The organism is Streptomyces sp. CBMA29 (assembly GCF_014596445.1).
Lineage (GTDB): Bacteria > Actinomycetota > Actinomycetes > Streptomycetales > Streptomycetaceae > Actinacidiphila.
Window position 1 is genome coordinate 39,713 of the sequence record NZ_MECL01000083.1, and the last position, 19,502, is coordinate 59,214.

A 19,502-nucleotide genomic window follows, 5' to 3' on the forward strand; every position below is an offset into this window, starting at 1 on the left:
GGTACGCGACCCGGAACACCGGCCGCCCCTCGGAGCGTCGCGCCGACGTCACAGCGTCAGGAGCATCACGATGTCGTCGCGGTCGTCACCGGGAGCGACCCGGATGGCGGCCGGAATGCGGCCGACCTCCTTGTAGCCGCAGGCGGCGTAGAAGAGGTCGACGCCGGTGCCGCCGCGGCAGGTGAGGCGGACGGCCTCGATGCCGTGGAAGCCGCGGGCCGCCTCCTCGACGGCGGCCATGAGCGTACGGCCGTGGCCGTGGCCCTGGTGGGAGGGGTGGACCATGAGCGTGTAGAGCCAGATCCAGTGCGTCATGAGCCGGTGGCTGTTGTACGCGAGGAAGGCGGTGGCGGCGACGCGCCCGTCCTCGTCGCGGCCGACGAGCAGGCGGCGTTCGCCGGAGCGGACGGCGGCCAGCGACCGGTCCATGTCGGGACGGACGTCGTCCGGGGTGACGGGAGGCACGAAACCGACGGCACCGCCCGCGTTGGACACATCGGTCCACAGGGCGAGGATGCCGTCGGTCAGTTCGTCGTCAATGAGCGGATCAAGCTCACAGGTAAGACCCATAGGGCGAGCTTAGCCATTACCGGCGCGGGACGCTGTCACCGGCGTCACACCCGCATGGGCTGCGGCGACTCCCGGCGCGACTCGTCGGGGCCCGGGTACTCCCGGATGATCTCGTAGCGGGTGTTCCGCTCGACCGGCCGGAACCCCGCGTCGCGGATGAGGTCCAGAATGTCGTCCCGCGTCAGCTTGTTGGGCGTGCCGTAGTCGTCGGCGTCGTGCGTGATCTTGTACTCGACGACCGAGCCGTCCATGTCGTCCGCGCCGTGGTTGAGGGCGAGCTGCGCGGTGGACAGGCCGTGCATGACCCAGAAGACCTTGACGTGCGGGACGTTGTCGAAGAGCAGCCGGGAGACCGCGAAGGTCTTGAGCGCTTCCGCGCCGGAGGCCATCGTCGTACGGGCCTGGAGGGTGTTGCGGACCTTGCCGTCCTTCATGTCCACGAAGTCGTGCTGGTAGCGCAGCGGGATGAAGACCTGGAAGCCGCCGGTCTCGTCCTGGAGTTCACGCAGCCGCAGGACGTGGTCGACGCGGTGCTTCGGCTCCTCGATATGGCCGTAGAGCATGGTCGAGGGGGTCTTGAGGCCCTTGGAGTGCGCGAGGCGGTGGATCCGGGACCAGTCCTCCCAGTGGGTGCGGTGGTCCACGATGTGCTGGCGGATCTCCCAGTCGAAGATCTCGGCGCCGCCGCCGGTCAGCGACTCCAGACCCGCGTCGATGAGCTCGTCCAGGATGTCGGAGGCCGACATGCCGGAGATCGTCTCGAAGTGGTGGATCTCCGTGGCGGTGAACGCCTTGAGCGACACCTGCGGCAGCGCTTCCTTGAGCGCCTTCAGCGAGCGCGGGTAGTAGCGCCACGGCAGCGACGGGTGCAGGCCGTTGACGATGTGCAGCTCGGTGAGGTTGTCGCCCTCCATCGCCTGGGCGAGCTTGACCGCCTCCTCGATCCGCATCGTGTACGCGTCCTTCTCCCCCGGCTTGCGCTGGAAGGAGCAGTACGCGCACGACGCGGTGCACACGTTCGTCATGTTGAGGTGCCGGTTGACGTTGAAGTGGACGACGTCACCGTTCATCCGCGTGCGCACGTGGTGGGCGAGGCCGCCCAGCCACGCGAGGTCGTCGGACGCGTAGAGCGCGATGCCGTCCTCGCGGGTCAGCCGCTCACCGGCGTAGACCTTCTCCTCCAGCTCGCGCTTGAGCCCAGCGTCCATCTGCTCCTCCTACCGATTCGACCCGATCGACAGTACCCCTACGCCTCCTCGGGAAGCGCCCCGACCCGGTTCTCCCACTTGGTGGACAGCACGATCGTGGTACGCGTCCTGGCCACGCCCTTGGTGCCGGACAGCCGCCGGATGGTGCGCTCCAGGCCGTCCACGTCGCCGACCCTGACCTTGAGCATGTACGAGTCGTCGCCCGCGATGAACCAGCAGTCCTCGATCTCGTCCAGGTCGCGCAGCCGGGTGGCGACCTCCTCGTGGTCGGCGGCGTCACTGAGCTGGAGGCCGACGAGCGCGGTCACACCGAGGCCGAGCGCGGTGGGCGCGACGGTGGCGCGGTAGCCGGTGATCACCCCGGCCTGTTCGAGGCGGTTGATACGGTCGGTGACGCTGGGACCGGAGAGACCCACGAGTCGGCCCAGCTCCGCGTACGACGCCCGGCCGTTCTCGCGCAACGCCTGGATGAGCTGCCTGTCCACCGCGTCCATCAGAATGGACCCTCCCGTTCGTGCCGTGACTGCGCTGTCCGGACAAGAATCTAAGGCATGAACGGGTGTGCGCCCTGCGCATCTGCTCTTCCGATGCCCGAATCACCCAGGTCCGGACCATCTGACCGGCGGGAATCGTACGCATCGTGCGCGCCGCGCGACTCAGCCGCCCGCTCCTTCACTCAGCCGCCCGCTCCTTCGCCCAGGCCCCCGCCCAGCTCGCCGCGCCAGCGGCGGTACAGCTTGTGCGGCACCCCCGCCGCGTCCAGCGCCCGCCCGGCCACGAAGTCCACGAGATCCTGGATGTGCGTGGCGCCCGCGTAGAAGGCGGGCGAGGCCGGGAGCACCACGGCGCCCGCGTCGTCCAACGCCACCAGGTGACGGAGCGTCTGGCCGCCGAGCGGCGTCTCGCGGACGGCGACCACCAGCGGGCGCCGCTCCTTGAGCGTGACGCTCGCCGCGCGCTGGAGCAGGTCCTTGGACAGGCCGAGCGCCACCCCGGCCACGCACGCCGTGCTCGCGGGCACGATCAGCATCCCCTTGGCCGGGTACGAGCCGGAGGAGGGACCGGCCGCCAGGTCGCCCGCGGGCCAGTACCGTACGGCCGACAGGTCCGCGATCCCGGTGTCGCGGGTGATGTCGGTGGTGCCGTCCGCGCCCCGGGCCAGCCAGCGGGCCAGGTCCTCGCGCCAGTGCGCGTCCCTGAACGGCTCGCCGGTCTCGTCCAGCAGCGTCAGCCGGGCGGCCCGGCTGACCACCAGGTCCACCGCCTCGCCCGCCGACAGCAGCGCGCGCAGCACGGCCGCGGCGTACGGCGTCCCGGAGGCCCCGGACACGCCCACCACCCACGGCCTGCGCTCGGTGTCGTCCATACGGTCGACCCTAACGATCCCGCGATCGACCCGCGCGAGCGGGAACCCGGGAGGCGGGTGCGGACGTTGTGCACACTGAAGAGCACTGGACCTGAGGGGGGATTCGGTGACGTACGGACAGACCGCGGGACGACCAGCCGGTACGGGAGGGCGCGCCGACTCGCTGCTCGCACCGCTGCGCGCGGGCGGCCGGGTGACGGCCGCCGGCGTCCTCATGCTGGGCTGGGTCGGGCTGCTGTGGGTGATCGAGGCGGTCGACGTGATCGCCGGACACCGTCTCGACTCGCTCGGCATCGTGCCCCGCAAGCCCGCCGAGCTGATCGACGTCATCCCGTCCGCCTTCATCCACTTCGGCTTCGGGCACGTGGCCTCCAACAGCCTGCCGCTGCTCGTCCTGGGCTTCATCGCCGCGCTGCGCGGCATCGGCCGCTATCTGGCCGTCGCCTTCACCGTCATCGTGATCGGGGGCCTCGGCGTGTGGCTGATAGCCCCGGCCCACACCAACACCGCGGGCGCCTCGGGGCTGGTCTTCGGGCTGTTCAGCTATCTGCTGGTGCGCGGCTTCGTGGACCGCAGGGCGCTGGACATCGTGGTCGGCGTCGTCGTCGGCGCGGTCTACGGCTCGATCCTGTGGGGGGTGCTGCCGACCGCGAGCGGAGTCTCCTGGCAGGGGCACCTGTTCGGGCTGATCGGCGGCGTGGTGGCCGCGTTCCTGTTCCGCGAACGGACGGTGGCCGTCACGGCCTGACGGTGTCACGTCGTCAGACCACAACACCGGGACGCCGCGACTCCGTAACACCGCGACCGCGATCACGCGCTGAAGTGCGCCGATCCCCCGCCGAAAGCCCCCGCCGAAAGCCCCCGCCAGCAGCCCCGTGCCGGGCGGAAACTCCCGCGAGTCACAGCCTCCGCACAGTTATCCTTCTAGTCATACTTTCTTCCGTCACGTCCAAGGACCAAGGAGTCCGTCATCATCACCATGCGCAAGGGCCTTGCCGCCGCCGGAGTCGTGGCCATGATCGCCGCCGGTTCCGCAGCCTGCGGGACGGCCGCGGCCTCCAGCCCGGACACGAAGGTCAAGAACGCTTTCGAGAAGCTCAACGGCGAGAAGTCGCTGACCCTCGGGGTGCGCTTCGACGCCTCGGCGGACCAGATCTACACCGCGCTCCAGGGTGAGGAGGACTTCACCAAGGAGACGGCCAAGACGCTGGCCGGTCTGCGCGTCGCCGTCGCCCTCAGCGCCGACAAGGCGTTCAAGGACCTCAAGGACGGCGACAAGAGCTCCTTCGCCTTCCAGCTCGGCGCCGACGGCTCCGGCAAGAAGAGCCTGGTCGACGTCCGGGCCGTGAACGACAAGGTGTACCTGCGCCTGGACCTCAAGGGCTTCGAGACGCTGATCGGCTCCTCCAGCAAGGACGCCGCGCAGCTCAACGAATTCCTCGGCATGGCCGACGAACTGCCCGCCTCGCTCGCCTCGGTGAAGTCCGCCCTCAAGGGCGACTGGATCAGCCTGGACCTGAAGTCCTTCGAGTCCTTCGCCAAGTCCATGTCCAAGGACGGCGACTCGCCGCTCGGCGCGCTCCCCGACACCAGCAAGGGCCTGGACGCCAAGACGCAGCAGCAGGTCGTGGACGCGCTGCGCAAGGCGCTGGTGAACAACGCCAAGTTCAAGGAGCTGGGCAACCACGACGGCGCCGACCACGTCGAGGTCACCGTGCCCGCGCGGCAGCTCGCCAAGGAGCTGGAAGGCAGCCTCGGTTCGCTGACCAAGCAGATCCCCGACTTCAAGCCGTCGGACCTGGAGAAGGTGCCGAACAAGACGGTGGCCGTGGACGTCGCCGTCAAGGGCGGCAAGCTCGCCGGGATCAGCCTGGACGTCGCCCAGTTCGACACCGAGGCCAAGGGCAAGCTGCCCCTGGTGGTCGACGTCAACAGCGGCGCCGACCCGGTCAGTGCCCCCTCGGGCGCCAAGGTCCTCAACCCGCAGGACCTGATGGGCCTGTTCATGTTCGCCTTCGGCCACGGCGACGACAGCTCGGCTGACGACTCCGGCCTGGAGTCGTAAGCCTCAGTGGTTCAGCCTCGCGGCCTCGGTCTCACCGACGTTCAACGACGTCTCACAGACCGAGGCCGCGCACGCTCAGGTCGAGCAGCGCGCACACGAAGAGCGCGATCCCGATGAAACCGTTCACCTGGAAGAACGCCCGGTTGAGGCGGCTCAGGTCGTGCGGCCGGACGATCGAGTGCTCGTAGAGGAACGCCGCGCCGACGACGGCCAGGCCGATCCACCAGAAGACGCCCGCGTGGGTGGCGAGTCCGTACCAGACCAGCAGGCCCGTGGTCACGGCGTGGCAGACGCGGGCGCCGTATAGCGCGGCCGGGATGCCGAAGCGGGCGGGGACGGACTTCACGCCCTCGGCGCGGTCGGCGGCCACGTCCTGGCAGCCGAAGATCAGGTCGAAGCCGCCGATCCAGACGCCCACCGCGAGCCCCAGGATCACCGCGTCCCACGACCAGGCGCCGGTCACCGCGAGCCACGCGCCGATCGGGCCCATCGCCTGCGCGACGCCCAGGATGGCGTGCGGGAAGTTGGTGAACCGTTTCCCGTACGGGTAGACCACCATCGGCACCACCGCGACCGGCGCGAGCGCCAGGCACAGCGGGTTGAGCAGCGCGGCGGCGCCGAGGAACACCACGACGGCGATCAGCGCACCGGTCCACGCGGACCGTACGGAGACCGCGCCGGTGACCAGTTCGCGCCCGGCGGTCCGCGGATTGCGCGCGTCGATCTCGCGGTCGATGATCCGGTTGCACGCCATGGCGAAGGTCCGCAGGCCCACCATCGCGACGGTGACCAGCAGCAGTTGCAGCCAGTGCACCGAGCCGTCGTCGAGGAACATCGCGGTCAGCGCCGCGGTGTAGGCGAAGGGCAGCGCGAAGACCGAGTGCTCGATCATCACCAGCCGCAGGAAGGCCCTGACCGGTTCGCCCCCGCTCGCGCGGGGAGGCCCGGCCTTCGCGCTGCCTCCGTCCAGGATCGCCTCGCCGCTCACAGCCCGAACTCCGGTTCACCTCCGCGGATGCGGAGAGCATCCACGGCTCGGCATTCCATAAGGATCAGCCTACGACTCACAGCCCATACTCCTTCCAACGCTTGGTCACCCGTTCCGCGGTCTCCGGGTCGGAGAGCACCATGTCCGGCCAGCCGCCGTCGCGGGTGTAGCCCTCCTCCGGCAGCTTACGGGTCGCGTCGATGCCCGCCTTGCCGCCCCAGAACTGCTGGTACGAGGAGTGGTCGAGGTGGTCGACCGGGCCTTCGACGACGGTGAGGTCACGGGCGTAGTCGGTGTTGCCGAGCGCCCGCCAGGCGACTTCGTGCAGGTCGTGAACGTCACAGTCGGCGTCCACGACGATCACGAGCTTGGTGAGGGACATCATGTGCGCGCCCCACACGGCATGCATCGTCTTCTGCGCGTGCTTCGGGTACTTCTTGTCGATCGAGACGATCGCGCAGTTGTGGAAACCGCCCGCCTCCGGCAGGTGGTAGTCCACGATGTCCGGAATGATGACCTTCAGCAGCGGCAGGAAGAACCGCTCGGTGGCGCGGCCCAGCGGTCCGTCCTCGGTCGGCGGGCGGCCGACGACGATGGACTGGAACAGCGGGCGCCTGCGCATGGTGACGCAGTCGACGGTCAGCGCGGGGAACGGCTCCTGCGGGGTGTAGAAGCCGGTGTGGTCGCCGAACGGCCCCTCCGGCAGCGTCTTCCCCGGCTCCAGCCAGCCCTCCAGCACGACCTCGGCGTGCGCGGGCACCTGGAGCGGCACCGTCTTGCAGTCGACCATCTCCACCCGCTTGTTCTGCACGAAGCCCGCGAAGAGGTATTCGTCGATGTCGCCGGGGAGCGGCGCGGTGGAGGCGTAGGTGACGGCGGGCGGGCAGCCGAAGGCGATGGCGACCGGGAGGCGTTCGCCGCGGCGCTGGGCGGCCTGGTAGTGGTTGCGGCTGTCCTTGTGGATCTGCCAGTGCATGCCGATGGTGTTCCGGTCGTGCCGCTGGAGCCGGTAGAGGCCGAGGTTGCGGACGCCGGACTCGGGGTCCTTGGTGTGGGTCAGGCCGAGGTTGAAGAAGGAGCCGCCGTCCTGCGGCCAGGTGAACAGGGCGGGCAGCGCGTCGAGGTCGACGTCGTCGCCGGTGAGGACGACTTCCTGTACGGGGCCGTCCTTGATCTTCTTCGGCGGCACGTGCGTCATCCCGGCGAGCTTGCCGAACGCCTCCCGCATCCCGACGAAGCCCTGCGGCAGTTCCGGCTTGAGCAGCCCCGCGATCTTGTCGCTGATGTCGGAGTACGCGCTCAGGCCGAGCGACTTCAGCAGCCGCCGGTCGGTGCCGTAGACGTTCATCGCCAGCGGGGCGACCGAGCCGCGGACGTTCTCGAAGAGCAGCGCGGGGCCGCCCGCCTTGTTGACCCGGTCGGTGATCTCGCCGACCTCCAGATACGGGTCGACCTCGGCCTTGATCCGCCGGAGGTCGCCGTCCTTCTCCAGGGCCCGCAGGAACGAGCGGAGATCGTCGTAAGCCATGGGCCCCAGTCTTCCATCCCGCTCCCGCCGCCGACGCGCCGCCTCGTTAGGCTGAGGGCCTTGAGCCATGCTTCGTGGGGGGCCTTCGTGCTGCGGTATCTGCCTTATCTGATGGTGATCGCGCTGTGGATCTACGCCTTCGTGGACTGCCTCGGCACTCCCGAGCGGGAGGTGCGCGGGCTGCCGAAGGTGGTGTGGGTGCTGATCATCCTGTTCTTCGGCGAGGTGCTGATCGGGCCGGTCGCCTGGCTGCTGATCGGCCGGCGGCGCGGCCCGGTACGGGTGCGCACCGTCGAGGGCGCCACGCCCTCGGAGTGGCACCGGGACCACGAAGGGACCCGCGGGCGGCCCGAGGACCCGCGCGAGGTCGACGGGCCGCGGACGCGTACCCGCCAGGTGTGGGTCGCCCCGGACGACAATCCGGAGTTCCTGCGCTCGCTCGGCGAACTGAACAAGCAGAACAACGGGGAAGGCAAGGACGGCGGCGCGACGCCGTCCGAGGGCGACCAGGAGGACTCCGAGGGCGACCGGTGAGGAATCCGGCCCCCCGGGATCAGACCCCCGGGGGATCGGACCCCGCGAGATCAGACCCCGGCGTACGAGTGCTTGCCGGTGACGAAGATGTTCACGCCGTAGTAGTTGAACAGGAAGCACGCGAAGGCGATCAGCGCCAGATACGCGGCCTTGCGGCCCTTCCACCCGGCGGTGGCCCGTGCGTGCAGGTAGCAGGCGTACGCGACCCAGGTGATGAACGCCCAGGTCTCCTTCGGGTCCCAGCCCCAGTAGCGGCCCCAGGCGGCCTGCGCCCAGATCGCGCCCGCGATGATGGTGAACGTCCACAGCGGGAAGACCAGCGCGTTCATGCGGTACGCGAACTTGTCGAGGCTCGCCGCCGCGGGCAGCCGGGACATGATGTCGGCCCAGCGGCTGTCCTGCGTACGGCCCGCGGCCAGCGCGGTCTCGTAGCGGTCGCGGAACAGGTAGAGCAGCGTGCCGACCGCGGCGAGGTAGAAGATCGCGCCGGAGATGATCGCGCACGACACGTGGATCCACAGCCAGTACGAGTGCAGCGCGGGCACGAGCTGGTCGCTGGAGGTGTAGAGCACCGACAGGGCCAGGCCCAGGTCGAGCAGGACCGTCGTGGTGAGGAACAGACCGATCCAGCGGACGTTCTTCTTCAGCACGAGCAGCAGCAGGTACGCGCCGACGGCGACCATGCCGAAGGTGGTGGAGAACTCGTACATGTTGCCCCACGGGGGGCGCTGTACGGAGATGGCGCGGAAGAGGACGCCGCCGAAGTGCAGCAGCCAGGCCAGGACGGTGAAGGCCACCGCGATCCGCCCGTACAGGTCGCCCTTCTCGTCCTCGCCCGCGGCGCCGGGGCCGTCGGCGATGCCGCGGTCGCTGGCGGAGGCGCGGGTGATGACCTTGGGGACGTTCCGCGGGCGCGGGCGCTCCAGCGTGGTGGTGGCGCCGCCGCGCTGGGCGACCTTGACGGTGACCGCGGGGGCCGCCGCCTTGGCCGCCTCGGCCTCGCGCGTCTGCGCGGCGAGGGCCGCGGACTGCACGGCGACCTTGCTGCGGCTGCCGAAGACCCACTCCGCGAGGTGCGCGAGGAAGGCCAGCGCGTACACGAACATCGCCGAACGGATCAGGTAGTTGCTGTAGTTCGCGAAGTTCTCGTTGACCGCGGACGCGATATTCACGCGCGGGCTCCTTCGTCGTCGGTCCCGGGGGATGTCCGGGGAGTTGACTCTGGTTCGTCGTCGTCCGGGAGGGCCGGGGCCTCCGGCTGGAGCTGGAGCGCGATGTCGCCGATCTCCTCGGCGATCCGTACCGACTCGCTGCGGCCGAGGCCGCCCATCTCGACCACGGTGGTGCCGTCGGGGCCCGGCGCGGCGCGCAGCCAGATCCTGCGGCGCTGGATGAACAGCGAGCCCATCAGGCCGAGGATCGCGGCGACACCGCTGATCAGCGCGGTCTCGTTGCCCGACTGGTGGGAGACCTGGAAGCTGGCCCAGGTCTTGACCCCGGTGAAGGTGAGGCTGCCCGCGCCGTCCGGCAGGGTGATGGCCTCGCCGGGCTTGAGCGCGACGGCGTTGATGCCGGGCGTCGAGGTCTCCAGCTTGAACTGCTTCATCTTCGTCGTGTCGAGCTGGTAGACGTTCTTGGAGACGCCCCCGTCGATGCCGAGGTCGCCGTGGTAGGCGTTGAGGAACAGCAGCGGGCTCTCCAGGCCGGGGAAGAACGAGCGCGGGCCCTGGCTCGCGTCGCCGGTCGGCGTGAAGTAGCCGGTGAAGGCGAGCTGTTGCGGCTTGCCGTTCTTGCCGACCGCGTCGGGCACCTTGACCGTGCCGGTGGACGTGATGTTGCTGTCCTGCGGCAGGAACGGCACCGGGCCCCGGAAGGCCACATTGCCCTGGGCGTCCTTGACGGTGACGATCGGCGCGTAGCCGTGGCCGATCAGATAGACCTTCTCGCCGCCGATGCTCAGCGGGTGGTTGGTGTCGATCGTGCCCTTGACGGGCTTGCCGTCGGCGCCGTCCCAGTAGTGGATGTTGGCCTTGAAGACCCGCGGGCTGCCGATGTCGGGGCCGCTGGTCTCGTAGGCGGAGTCGAAGCTGTCGAGCGTGAAGCCGAACGGCTTGAGGTCGTCCGCGGTGTAGAGGGTGGACGGCGAGAAGTCGTCGTACTGCGTGAGGTTGTTGGTGAAGCCGTCGCCCTCGACGATCAGCTTGCCGCCCTCGGCCTTGTTCAGGGAGGTGACGGCGAAGGAGATCAGCAGGCCGAAGAGCGCGATGTGGAAGAGCAGATTGCCGGTCTCGCGCAGGTAGCCCTTCTCCGCGGCGACCGCACCGCCGCCGCCCTTGCCGTCCTTGCCGGTGCCCTCGCTCAGCGCGGTACGGAAGCGGCGTCCGCGCAGCGCCTTGTGCGCGGCGTGCAGCACCTGCTCGGGCTCGGCGTCGGTGCGCCAGGTCGAGTACGCGGGGAGCCGGGTGAGGTGGCGCGGCGCGGCCGGGGGCCTGGCCCGGAGCTGGCCGACGAACTGCCAGGTGCGCGGGACGATGCAGCCCGCGAGGGAGACGAACAGCAGGATGTAGATCGCCGCGAACCACGGCGAGCTGTAGACGTGGAACATCCCGAGCCGGTCGTACAGCGGGCTGATGCCGGGGTTGGCCTTCTTGAACGCCTCGACCTTGAGCGCGTCGGAGTGCTGCGGGATGAGCGAGCCGGGGATGGCGGCCAGCGACAGCAGGAAGAGCAGGACCAGGGCGATCCGCATCGAGGTGAGCTGCCGCCACATCCAGCGCAGCAGGGCGAGGGTGCCGATCGCGGGCGCGCTGCGCAGGGTGTCGACCGGCTGGGTGCTGAGCTGCGCGCCCGCGGCGCCCAGCTCCTCGCGTTCCTCGGGCGCTTCGCCGCCCGTCCCCTTGCCGTTGCCCTCGCGCGGCTCGCGCTCGGTTTTCTCCGTGACGCTCATGGGTCAGACCCCTGGGGTGAAGCTGCTCGACCAGATCTGCATCTGGTAGGTGATGTGGTCCCAGACGCCGGTGACGAGGAGGACGCCGACCGCGACGAGCATCGCGCCGCCGGCGCGCATCACCCACACGTAGTGGCGTTTGACCCACGCGAACGCGCCGAGCGTACGACGGAAAGCTATGGCGGCCACGATGAACGGCACACCGAGGCCGGCGCAGTAGAACGCCATCAGCAGCGCCCCGCGGCCCGCGCTGGCGTCGTTGAAGGCCAGCGCGTTGACGGCGCCGAGGGTGGGGCCGACGCAGGGCGCCCAGCCGAGGCCGAAGAGCAGGCCGAGCAGCGGCGCTCCCGCCAGGCCCAGCGCGGGCCGGTAGTGGAAGCGGAATTCGCGCTGGGTCAGACCGCCGACGATGCCCATGAAGGCCAGGCCGAGGACGATGGTGAGGCCGCCGAAGATCTTGGAGAGGATCTGCCGGTGCACGAGCAGTTCCGCGCCGAAGTTGCCGAACAGGGCGCCGCCGGAGACGAACAGGGCGCTGAAGCCGAGCACGAACAGCGACGAGCCCAGCAGCATCCGGCCCCGCTTGGCCTCGGCGAGGTCGGTGCCGGTGACGCCGGTCACGTACGACAGGTAGCCGGGGACCAGCGGCAGGACGCAGGGCGAGAAGAAGGAGATCAGCCCGGCGAACATGGCGATCGGGATGGCGGCCAGCAGCGCCCCGGTGAGCACCGTCTGGTTGGGGTCGGTCGCCGCGCTCAGCGTGACGACGACGGCGGCGCTTGCCTGCACGTCACTTCTCCGCGATGAGCGGGTCGATGATCTGGTGCAGGTCCTCGACGCTCAGCGGCTTCAGCGCGCGGACGGCGAGCTTGCCCTGCCGGTCGATGACGAGGGTGGCGGGCAGGCTCTGCGGGTTGAGGCTGCCCTTGGGGAAGCGCAGGATCAGCGAGCCGTAGGGGTCGTACAGGCTGGGGTACGGGATCTTGAAGCGCTTGTCGAAGCGTTCGGCGTTGGAGACGTCCAGGTCCCGGGTGTTGATGCCGAGGAACTGCACGCCCTTGTCCTTGTCGGCGTTGGCGACCTCGGCGAGGTTCGGCGCCTCCGCGCGGCAGGGCGCGCACCACGAGCCCCAGATGTTGACGACGACGACCTTGCCCTTGTACGCGGCCAGGCTGTCCGTGCCGCCGGTGACCGTCTTGCCCGAGATATCAGGGGCGGGTTCGCGGTCGGCGGCCTTGACGACGTTGATCTCGCCGGTGCCGCCCATGAAGTTGGCGTTGTCGGTCCCCGAGGTCGAGGTCGACGAGCAGGCGGCCGTCGTCATCGCGAGCGCGGCGGCCCCCACCAGTGCCGCGGCACTGCGGGGGAAGCGGCGTCGGAGGGCGCGCGTAGGACTCATGTGAAAAGTTTCGCATGGGCCTTCGCACGATCTTCCACGCCCCCGACGCCAACCCCAAAAACGGCAATTGCCCCAAGTAAGGATCAGGTAGTCGCGGTTCCGGCGCCGACCGGCGCCTTGCTCGAGCCGCTGGTTCCGCTGCTGGTCCCGCCGCTGTTCACGGCGGGCGCGGCGAGGAATTCCCGCCAGCCGCCGGTGGGCGCCTGCCCGACCTCCAGCGTACGGAGCTTGTCCAAAACGGCCGGGTCCTGCGCGTCCAGCCAGTCCACGTACTGCCGGAAGGACACCATGCGGATGTCGCCGTTGTTCGCCTTGTCGCGGGCCGCGGCGACGTGCTTGAACGCTTCTTCAACGGCGTCCATGTAGATCCCGCCGTTCCACTGCTCGAAGTGGTTGCCGATGTAGAAGGGCGCGCGGTTGGTCGTGTACGCGCGCTGGAAGCCCGCGATGTACGAGGCGGTGGCCTGCCGGCGCCAGCCCGGGTAGTTGGCCGGGTCGGACTTGGTCGCCGCGTGCGACTGGTTGGCCAGCATGTTGTAGTCCATGGACAGCACCTCGAAGGAGTGTCCGGGGAACGGGATGAGCTGGAGCGGCAGGTCCCACAGGCCGCCGCGCTTGGCGGGCCACACCTGGTTGCCGCCCGGCGAGCTGGCGTCGTACCGCCAGCCCAGTGCCTTGGCGGTCGGCAGCAGATTGTCCTGGCCGAGCAGGCACGGGGTCCGGCCGCCGACCAGCTCCTTCTCGTAGTCGAAGGGCAGCGGGTCCTGGTCGTGCCAGCCGGTGCTGGTCTTCCAGCTCTTCACGAACGACTTGGCCTGGTCGATCTCGCTCTTCCAGTCGGTCGGCGTCCAGCGGCCGACGGAGCCGCTGCCGGCGCAGAAGTGTCCGTTGAAGTGCGTGCCGATCTCGTGGCCGTCCAGCCACGCCTGCCGGACGTTGTCCAGCGTCATCCGTACGTGCTGGTCGGTGAGGTAGCCGATATCGGAGGCGCCCCGGGGGCTGTTCGGCGGCGCGTACTGGAGCTTCTTGCCCTCCGGCAGCAGGTAGAGGCCGGAGAGGAAGAACGTCATCAGCGCGCCGTGGTTCTCGGCGAGCTTGCGGAAGCGGGGGAAGAGGCCGTTGCCGACCTCGCCCGCGCCGTCCCACGAGAAGATCACGAACTGCGGCGGCGCCTGGCCGGGCTCCAGCCGCTCGGGCCTGGCCTGATTGGGCTGTACCCCGGTGTACGCCGTCGATCCGTCGCCGATCAGCGTCACGGTCTTCTTCGGGGCCTGGCGTCCGCTGGCTCCCGACTTCTCACCGGTCTTGCTCGCCACAGGCGTCGCGCCGCCACCGCCCACCCCCTTCCCCGTACCGCAACCGGCGACGCCGAGCCCGGCTGCCGCCGCGCCCGCGCTGGTGGTCAAGAGGGTCCTGCGGCTCATGGCGCACATCGTGGAACGATCCCGTCTCTCGGCTTCTCCGGCCTGACGGCCGAGATGGGCAGAAAAGTGGTCACCCACCATGACGTTCACACGTTCCTCATGGTTACGTCCCATGCGGCAAAACTTGCCGAGCTTCCCTCGGGTGGCTCCTACATATCACTGGGGCGGTGTACGCACACCGACGCGGCGCCGAACTTCTGGGGGCACGCCCTAAAGGAGCCGCGCGGGGACCAGGTCCCGGGCGGGCTCGCTGTAGCCGACGGAGACGATGCGGTCGCCGTCGTAGGTGAAGGAGGTCAGGGAGGCCAGCGTGCACTGGCGGCGGCGCGGGTCGTGCCACAGGCGGCGGCGCTCGGCGTAGCTGCGGGCGATCCAGATGGGGAGCTGGTGGGAGACGCAGACGGCCTCGTGCCCACGGGCGGCGTCGCGGGCGGCGGCCAGCGCGGCCGTCATCCGGACGACCTGGTCGACGTACGGCTCGCCCCAGCTCGGCCGGAAGGGATTGGTGAGGTACTTCCAGTTCGCGGGCTTGCGCAGCGCCCCGTCGCCGACGCCGAAGGTCTTCCCGGCGAAGACGTTCGCCGCCTCGATCAGCCGCTCGTCGGTGCCGACCTCCAGCTCGTGGGCGGCGGCGATGGGCGCGGCGGTCTCCTGGGCGCGCTCCAGCGGGGAGGCCACGACATAGGTGATGTCGCGCGAGGCCAGGTGTTCGGCGACCCGGTCGGCCATCTTGCGGCCCAGCTCGGACAGGTGGAAGCCGGGGGCACGCCCGTACAGGATGCCGTCGGGGTTGTGCACCTCGCCGTGCCGCAGCACGTGGACAACGGTCATCTCGCTCATGCGTGGGCCTCCGCTGCGGCGCGTGCGGCGGCGGGCAGCGCGGCGGCGATCCGCTCCACGGCCCGCTCGTCATGGGTGGTCGAAACGAACCAGGACTCGAAGGCGGAGGGCGGCAGATAGACGCCCTGCGCCAGCATCGAGTGGAAGAAGCCGGTGAAGCGGAAGGCTTCCTGCCGCTTCGCGCCCTCGAAGTCACGGACCTCGTCGTCCGTGAAGAAGACGGAGAACATACTGCCCGCGGTCTGCACGCGGTGCGCGACCCCCTCCTTGGTCAGCGCGGCGCCGACCAGCTCCCGGATCTCCGCCGACACCGCGTCGACGCGCGCGTACGCGGCCTCGTCGAGCAGCCTGAGCTGCGCGAGGCCCGCGGCGGTCGCGACCGGGTTCCCGGACAGCGTGCCCGCCTGGTAGACGGGGCCCGCGGGGGCGAGACGGCTCATCACGTCGGCCCGGCCGCCGAAGGCCGCGGCCGGGAAGCCGCCGCCCATGACCTTGCCGAAGGTCATCAGGTCGGGGCGCACCCCGTCGAGCCCGTACCAGCCGGAGCGGCTGACGCGGAAGCCGGTCATCACCTCGTCGGAGATGTAGAGCGCGCCGTCGTCGGCGCAGAGCTGCTGGAGTCCGGCGTTGAAGCCGGGCAGCGGCGGGACGACGCCCATGTTGCCGGGCGACGCCTCGGTGATCACGCAGGCGATCTCGCCGGGGTGCGCGGCGAAGGCGGCGCGTACGGCGTCCAGGTCGTTGTACGGCAGCACGAGGGTGTCCCCGGCCTGCGCGCCGGTCACCCCGGGGGTGTCGGGCAGGCCGAAGGTGGCCACGCCGGATCCCGCGGCGGCCAGCAGCGCGTCCACATGACCGTGGTAGCAGCCCGCGAACTTGACGATCTTCGCCCGGCCGGTGAAGCCGCGCGCGAGCCGGATCGCCGACATCGTGGCCTCGGTGCCGGACGACACCAGCCGTACCTGCTCCAGCGGTTCGACCCGCGCGACCATCTCCTCGCCGAGCGCGACCTCGCCCTCACCGGGTGTGCCGAAGGACGTACCGCGCGTGACCGCGGCCTGGACGGCGGCGATCACCTCGGGGTGCGCGTGGCCGAGAATCATCGGTCCCCACGAGCAGACGAGGTCGACGTACTCGCGGCCGTCGGCGTCGGTGAGATAGGGGCCCGTGCCGGACACCATGAACCTGGGCGTGCCGCCCACGGCGCGGAAGGCCCGCACCGGGGAGTTCACACCGCCTGGTGTCACGGCCGCCGCGCGGTCGAAGAGTTCCTGGGACACTGGTGCTTCGTACGGATAGCTCACATGCACATGCTCTCAAATGCCTGGCGTTGCGCGGCAACGTCTCAACCCTGCATCTGAGACGATGATCGGGTTGCGTGGTTGGGTCTGCGGATGGTCGGGTAGTGGAATGCAGCAGCGCGGTGGCGGACCGGGCGAAGGACCGGGCGAGCACGAGCCCGAACGCGCCCGTCCCACCGGCAGGCGACGCCGTCCCGCGAACCCCGCCGACCGTGTACCGGAAAACCGTTCAACCGCGAGCGAGGGCAGGAGCAGGGGTGGCCGAGTGGGGGTGACCTACAAGTACTTCGGTGCGCCCGACGGCGCCACCGCGGCACGCGTCCCGATCTCCATGCGCCCCGAGGAACTCGGCGGCGACGAACTCGGCCACGGCATGTACACCAAGGTCAAGCCGGAGACGATGGCCGCGATGGTCCTCACCGGCATCGAGGGCATACCCCCCGCCAAGGTCCCGCCGCTCGAACTGGTGGTGCTGCACCCGGACTACGCGGTGGTGCGGCTGCCGCACTCGGTCGTCGAGCCGCTGCGCACCGCCAACGAGGAATCGCTGGGCGCCGCCGCCTTCATATGGTCCACCGTGCCGGACCGACGAGGTCCGAGAGACGCGTTCGTGATCTATCAGATGCTCCACGAATGGCAGGATTTCGCCCGCCGCTGCGAGGAGTCCGGTCACCAGCTCTACTGTCTCGTCTGGCCCTGACCGGCCGCCCGGATTGCGCGTTTCCGGCCACCTGGTGACTGGCGGATCACCGCAACGGCTTGCACGCGCCAAATACCCCCCGCGATACGGGATATCGCACCCTCAAGCGCTCAATTTCCCGCGCGTGCCGCCGAGTCCTCGTACAGCTCGAAGTCGGCGAAGCTGAAGCCGGGCGTCACCAGACAGCTCACCAGAACCTCGTGCTTCTGCGCGGGCTCGGCGCTCTGCCAGGTGCCCGCCGGGACGAGAGCCTGGAGATGGGTGACGGGATGGTCATGTCCCGGCCCCAGCAAGGTCGTTGAGGCGCTCGCGCCGCTCTCCTGCGGGGCGTCGCCGGTGCCGCCCTGCCGCAGCAGGAGCTGGCCGCCGCGCCGCCACAGCCACAGCTCGTCCGAGCGCACCCGGTGCCAGGCCGACCGCTCCCCCGGACTCAGCAGGTAGTGGATCAGCGTGGCCGTCGGCCGGACACCGTCGAGACCCGGCACGGCCACCTCGACCGGTGAGCTGTAGACCCGGCCGTACCAGCCGCCTTCGGGATGCGGTTCAAGACCCAGTTCATGCGCGGTACGCGGACGTAGACCCATATGACACCTCCTGCGCCACTACGGCTGCGCCCGCGGAGGCGGACGCCGTACCGTCGCGGCGACCGTACCCCGCGGGGGCGGCGGCGCCGTAATCAGGCCGTCGTCACCGTCTTGATCACGCCGACTTGGGTCACGCCGTCTTGAGGCGGAGGATCAGGGTGATCACCGACAGCACCGCGAGGACGGCGGGGAAGGCGGCGACCGGTGCCGGGTCGTGGACCTTGAGGTGGGTGCCGGTGGCGCCGATCAGCAGCAGGACGGCGCCGGTCGCGGCGGCGACGCCGAGCGGGGCCCAGGCCAGACCGATCAACAGGCCGCCGCAGGCGGCGATTTCGAGCAGGCCGATGGCGCGGGACAGGGGCAGGGACAGGCCCAGGTGCTCCGCGGTCTCGGCCGCCTTCGGATGGTTGATCACCTTGAAGGTGCCGAGCGCGGCGAAGACCAGCGCCAGGACGAGGGACAGCACGACGGTGACGGCGAACATCGGGGCTCCGGGGTGAGGGGAAGGCTTACGGGGTCGCATACGGCCGTCAGATCCAGCTCGACAGCCGGCCGAGCTGGGGGATGATGTGCGCTTCCTCAAGGTCCAGGTGGGCCGCGAGGTGGTCGGCGAGCGCGCGGACGGCGTCCTGCGCCGGGGCCCAGTCGGCGTCGGGCAGCGCGCCGACCGACGTGATCATCGCGTCGAGCAGCGAGCCGAGCGCCAGGTGGTCCGCGGTGAGCTTGTCGACCACCGGGCCCAGCTCGGGGGCGATGCGCAGCACCGCGGGGAAGATCCGGAAGTCCTCGATGGAGTGGTGCGCGTGCACCGTCTGGCAGTACATGTCGCAGAACGACTTGAGCTGCCAGGCCGCTTGACGCAGCGTCAAGTCGTCCATGCGGGCGTGGACTTCGCCGAGCGCGGCCGGGTCCTTCGCGGCGAGCAGCCGCAGGGCCTCGCCGAGCGAGTCCAGGTCGCGGCGCAGCGCGGCGTGCGCGCCGAGCAGCGTACTGACCATCGCGCGGCCCGCGGGCGTGGTGGCCGTACCGCCGCCGCCCGTGCCCGGGGTCTCGGGCGCGCTCATCGGTTCGCGCCTTCCTTGCTCACCGCTTCGCGGACCGCCGGGACGACCTCGGCGTGGAAGGTCTCGATCTGCCGGGCGTGGTCGGCCATCGGGGTCAGGACGAAGGCGCTGACGCCGCCGTCGAGGACCAGTTCGGTGAGCCGTTCCGTCCACGCGGCGCTGCCCTCGTTGAAGGGCGCGCCGCCGTTCCCGTCGATCCGGCCGATGATGTTGTAGAGCCGCCGGACGTCGGACGGGGCGCGTCCTGCGGCCGAAGTGGCCTCGTCCATACGGTGGTTGAGCGCGATGACCGCGGCCGGGTCGAGGTAGGGGAAGCTCGGCAGCCAGCCGTCGCCGAGCCGCGCGGTGACCTCCAGCATCCGGGGCCGGTACGCGCCGAGCCAGATGCCGATCGGGTGCGCGGGCGCGGGCCCGGGGACGACGCCCTCCAGGCGGTAGTGCTCGCCCTCGTACGCGGCGGGGGCGTCCCCGGCCGCCCACACCCGGCGGATGACCGCGACGGCCTCCTCCAGGGCGTCGATGGCGACCTTGGGCGAGCGGCGCGGGCCGCCCATGCCGCCGCCGCCGTGGTCGGCCGCGGCTCCCGCGCCGAGGCCGAGTTCGACCCGGCCGCCGCTGATCAGGTCGAGCGAGGCGGCGGCCTTGGCGAGCATGGCCGGCGGGCGCAGCGGGAGATTCGCCACGTCGGGAAAGAGCCGGATGCGCTCGGTGCGGGCGGCGAGCACGGACAGCAGCGTCCACGCTTCCAGGGCGGCGCCCATGTAGGGGTGGTCCATGAGGCCGAGTAATTCGAAGCCGCGGCTGTCGGCGAGTTCGGCGAGCCGGATCAGCTCGTCGATCCGGGCGGCCTCCGGGTTCAGCGCGATGCCGAATTCCAGCGGGTGGACGCGCTCGGCGGTCGTCGGGGCGGGTGCGGGCACGGGCTCGGACATGAGTGGTCTCTCCGGGAGTTCGGCGTGAAGTCGTTGTCATTAAAGCCGTCGG

21 protein-coding genes are annotated in these 19,502 nt (G+C 70.2%); 4 read left to right on the plus strand and 17 right to left on the minus strand.

All coding sequences use genetic code 11. From position 1 onward, the window contains the following. Positions 1-48: 48 nt before the first annotated feature. From BGM09_RS12790 to BGM09_RS12805, 4 genes are all read right to left on the minus strand, one after another. Complete coding sequence (locus tag BGM09_RS12790) at positions 49-570, minus strand: GNAT family N-acetyltransferase (RefSeq protein ID WP_188281653.1); 522 nt, start codon at positions 568-570, stop codon at positions 49-51. 44 nt (positions 571-614) lie between these two features. Further along, complete coding sequence (mqnE, locus tag BGM09_RS12795) at positions 615-1,778, minus strand: aminofutalosine synthase MqnE (protein WP_188281654.1); 1,164 nt, start codon at positions 1,776-1,778, stop codon at positions 615-617. A gap of 38 nt (positions 1,779-1,816) precedes the next feature. After that, a complete protein-coding gene (locus BGM09_RS12800) occupies positions 1,817-2,272 on the minus strand; it encodes an Lrp/AsnC family transcriptional regulator (RefSeq protein ID WP_188281655.1) in 456 nt (151 codons plus the stop codon). Positions 2,273-2,454: 182 nt separating this feature from the next. Next, entirely contained in the window at positions 2,455-3,144 is a 690-nt protein-coding gene (locus BGM09_RS12805) for a UbiX family flavin prenyltransferase (RefSeq protein ID WP_188281656.1), read from the minus strand. Positions 3,145-3,358: 214 nt separating this feature from the next. Between BGM09_RS12805 and BGM09_RS12810 the strand changes: the two genes are divergently transcribed. Both BGM09_RS12810 and BGM09_RS12815 read left to right on the plus strand, forming a co-directional pair. Continuing rightward, positions 3,359-3,892: a rhomboid family intramembrane serine protease gene (locus BGM09_RS12810; RefSeq protein ID WP_188281724.1), complete on the plus strand. Its 534-nt coding sequence runs from the start codon at positions 3,359-3,361 to the stop codon at positions 3,890-3,892. Positions 3,893-4,123: 231 nt separating this feature from the next. Continuing rightward, a complete protein-coding gene (locus BGM09_RS12815; RefSeq protein WP_188281657.1) occupies positions 4,124-5,209 on the plus strand; it encodes a hypothetical protein in 1,086 nt (361 codons plus the stop codon). A gap of 52 nt (positions 5,210-5,261) precedes the next feature. Here BGM09_RS12815 and mqnP read toward each other — a convergent pair whose 3' ends face one another. Both mqnP and BGM09_RS12825 read right to left on the minus strand, forming a co-directional pair. Beyond that, complete coding sequence (gene mqnP / locus BGM09_RS12820) at positions 5,262-6,179, minus strand: menaquinone biosynthesis prenyltransferase MqnP (RefSeq protein WP_223186759.1); 918 nt, start codon at positions 6,177-6,179, stop codon at positions 5,262-5,264. Between the two features lie 94 nt (positions 6,180-6,273). Continuing rightward, a complete protein-coding gene (locus tag BGM09_RS12825; protein WP_188281659.1) occupies positions 6,274-7,725 on the minus strand; it encodes a menaquinone biosynthesis decarboxylase in 1,452 nt (483 codons plus the stop codon). Between the two features lie 87 nt (positions 7,726-7,812). Between BGM09_RS12825 and BGM09_RS12830 the strand changes: the two genes are divergently transcribed. Further along, a complete protein-coding gene (locus tag BGM09_RS12830) occupies positions 7,813-8,259 on the plus strand; it encodes a PLD nuclease N-terminal domain-containing protein (protein WP_188281725.1) in 447 nt (148 codons plus the stop codon). A 50-nt stretch (positions 8,260-8,309) separates the two neighbouring features. On the opposite strand, the gene ccsB is transcribed toward BGM09_RS12830, so the two are convergent. The 7 genes from ccsB to hemL form a co-directional block, all read right to left on the minus strand. Beyond that, positions 8,310-9,431, minus strand: a complete 1,122-nt coding sequence (gene ccsB / locus BGM09_RS12835; RefSeq protein WP_188281660.1) for a c-type cytochrome biogenesis protein CcsB — start codon at positions 9,429-9,431, stop codon at positions 8,310-8,312. Beyond that, entirely contained in the window at positions 9,428-11,206 is a 1,779-nt protein-coding gene (locus tag BGM09_RS12840; protein ID WP_188281661.1) for a cytochrome c biogenesis protein ResB, read from the minus strand. Before BGM09_RS12840 ends, ccsB begins: the two co-directional genes overlap by 4 nt. Positions 11,207-11,209: 3 nt before the next feature. Continuing rightward, a complete protein-coding gene (locus BGM09_RS12845; RefSeq protein ID WP_317452681.1) occupies positions 11,210-11,995 on the minus strand; it encodes a cytochrome c biogenesis CcdA family protein in 786 nt (261 codons plus the stop codon). A 1-nt stretch (position 11,996) separates the two neighbouring features. After that, the gene (locus tag BGM09_RS12850) at positions 11,997-12,605 is read right to left on the minus strand and encodes a TlpA family protein disulfide reductase (RefSeq protein ID WP_188281662.1); all 609 of its coding nucleotides are present in this window, start codon (positions 12,603-12,605) and stop codon (positions 11,997-11,999) included. A gap of 83 nt (positions 12,606-12,688) precedes the next feature. After that, positions 12,689-14,038 carry a hypothetical protein gene (locus BGM09_RS12855; protein WP_188281663.1) on the minus strand — a complete coding sequence of 450 codons (1,350 nt, stop codon included), beginning with the start codon at positions 14,036-14,038 and terminating at the stop codon, positions 12,689-12,691. A 201-nt stretch (positions 14,039-14,239) separates the two neighbouring features. After that, the gene (locus tag BGM09_RS12860; protein ID WP_188281664.1) at positions 14,240-14,869 is read right to left on the minus strand and encodes a histidine phosphatase family protein; all 630 of its coding nucleotides are present in this window, start codon (positions 14,867-14,869) and stop codon (positions 14,240-14,242) included. Further along, positions 14,866-16,173, minus strand: a complete 1,308-nt coding sequence (gene hemL / locus BGM09_RS12865; RefSeq protein WP_188281665.1) for a glutamate-1-semialdehyde 2,1-aminomutase — start codon at positions 16,171-16,173, stop codon at positions 14,866-14,868. The genes BGM09_RS12860 and hemL overlap by 4 nt, the downstream gene beginning before the upstream one ends. Before the next feature lie 106 nt (positions 16,174-16,279). On the opposite strand from hemL, the gene BGM09_RS12870 reads away from it, so the two are divergent. Beyond that, positions 16,280-16,870: a hypothetical protein gene (locus tag BGM09_RS12870; RefSeq protein ID WP_223186742.1), complete on the plus strand. Its 591-nt coding sequence runs from the start codon at positions 16,280-16,282 to the stop codon at positions 16,868-16,870. Positions 16,871-16,980: 110 nt separating this feature from the next. On the opposite strand, the gene BGM09_RS12875 is transcribed toward BGM09_RS12870, so the two are convergent. The 4 genes from BGM09_RS12875 to BGM09_RS12890 form a co-directional block, all read right to left on the minus strand. Next, positions 16,981-17,454 (minus strand): cupin domain-containing protein, encoded by a 474-nt coding sequence (locus BGM09_RS12875; protein WP_188281667.1) that lies wholly within the window; start codon positions 17,452-17,454, stop codon positions 16,981-16,983. Between the two features lie 130 nt (positions 17,455-17,584). Beyond that, the gene (locus BGM09_RS12880) at positions 17,585-17,938 is read right to left on the minus strand and encodes a DoxX family protein (RefSeq protein ID WP_188281668.1); all 354 of its coding nucleotides are present in this window, start codon (positions 17,936-17,938) and stop codon (positions 17,585-17,587) included. A 46-nt stretch (positions 17,939-17,984) separates the two neighbouring features. After that, on the minus strand, positions 17,985-18,518 hold the full coding sequence (locus BGM09_RS12885) for a hemerythrin domain-containing protein (protein ID WP_188281669.1): 534 nt from the start codon (positions 18,516-18,518) through the stop codon (positions 17,985-17,987). Continuing rightward, on the minus strand, positions 18,515-19,450 hold the full coding sequence (locus tag BGM09_RS12890; RefSeq protein WP_188281670.1) for an LLM class flavin-dependent oxidoreductase: 936 nt from the start codon (positions 19,448-19,450) through the stop codon (positions 18,515-18,517). Before BGM09_RS12890 ends, BGM09_RS12885 begins: the two co-directional genes overlap by 4 nt. Between the last annotated feature and the right edge of the window lie 52 nt (positions 19,451-19,502).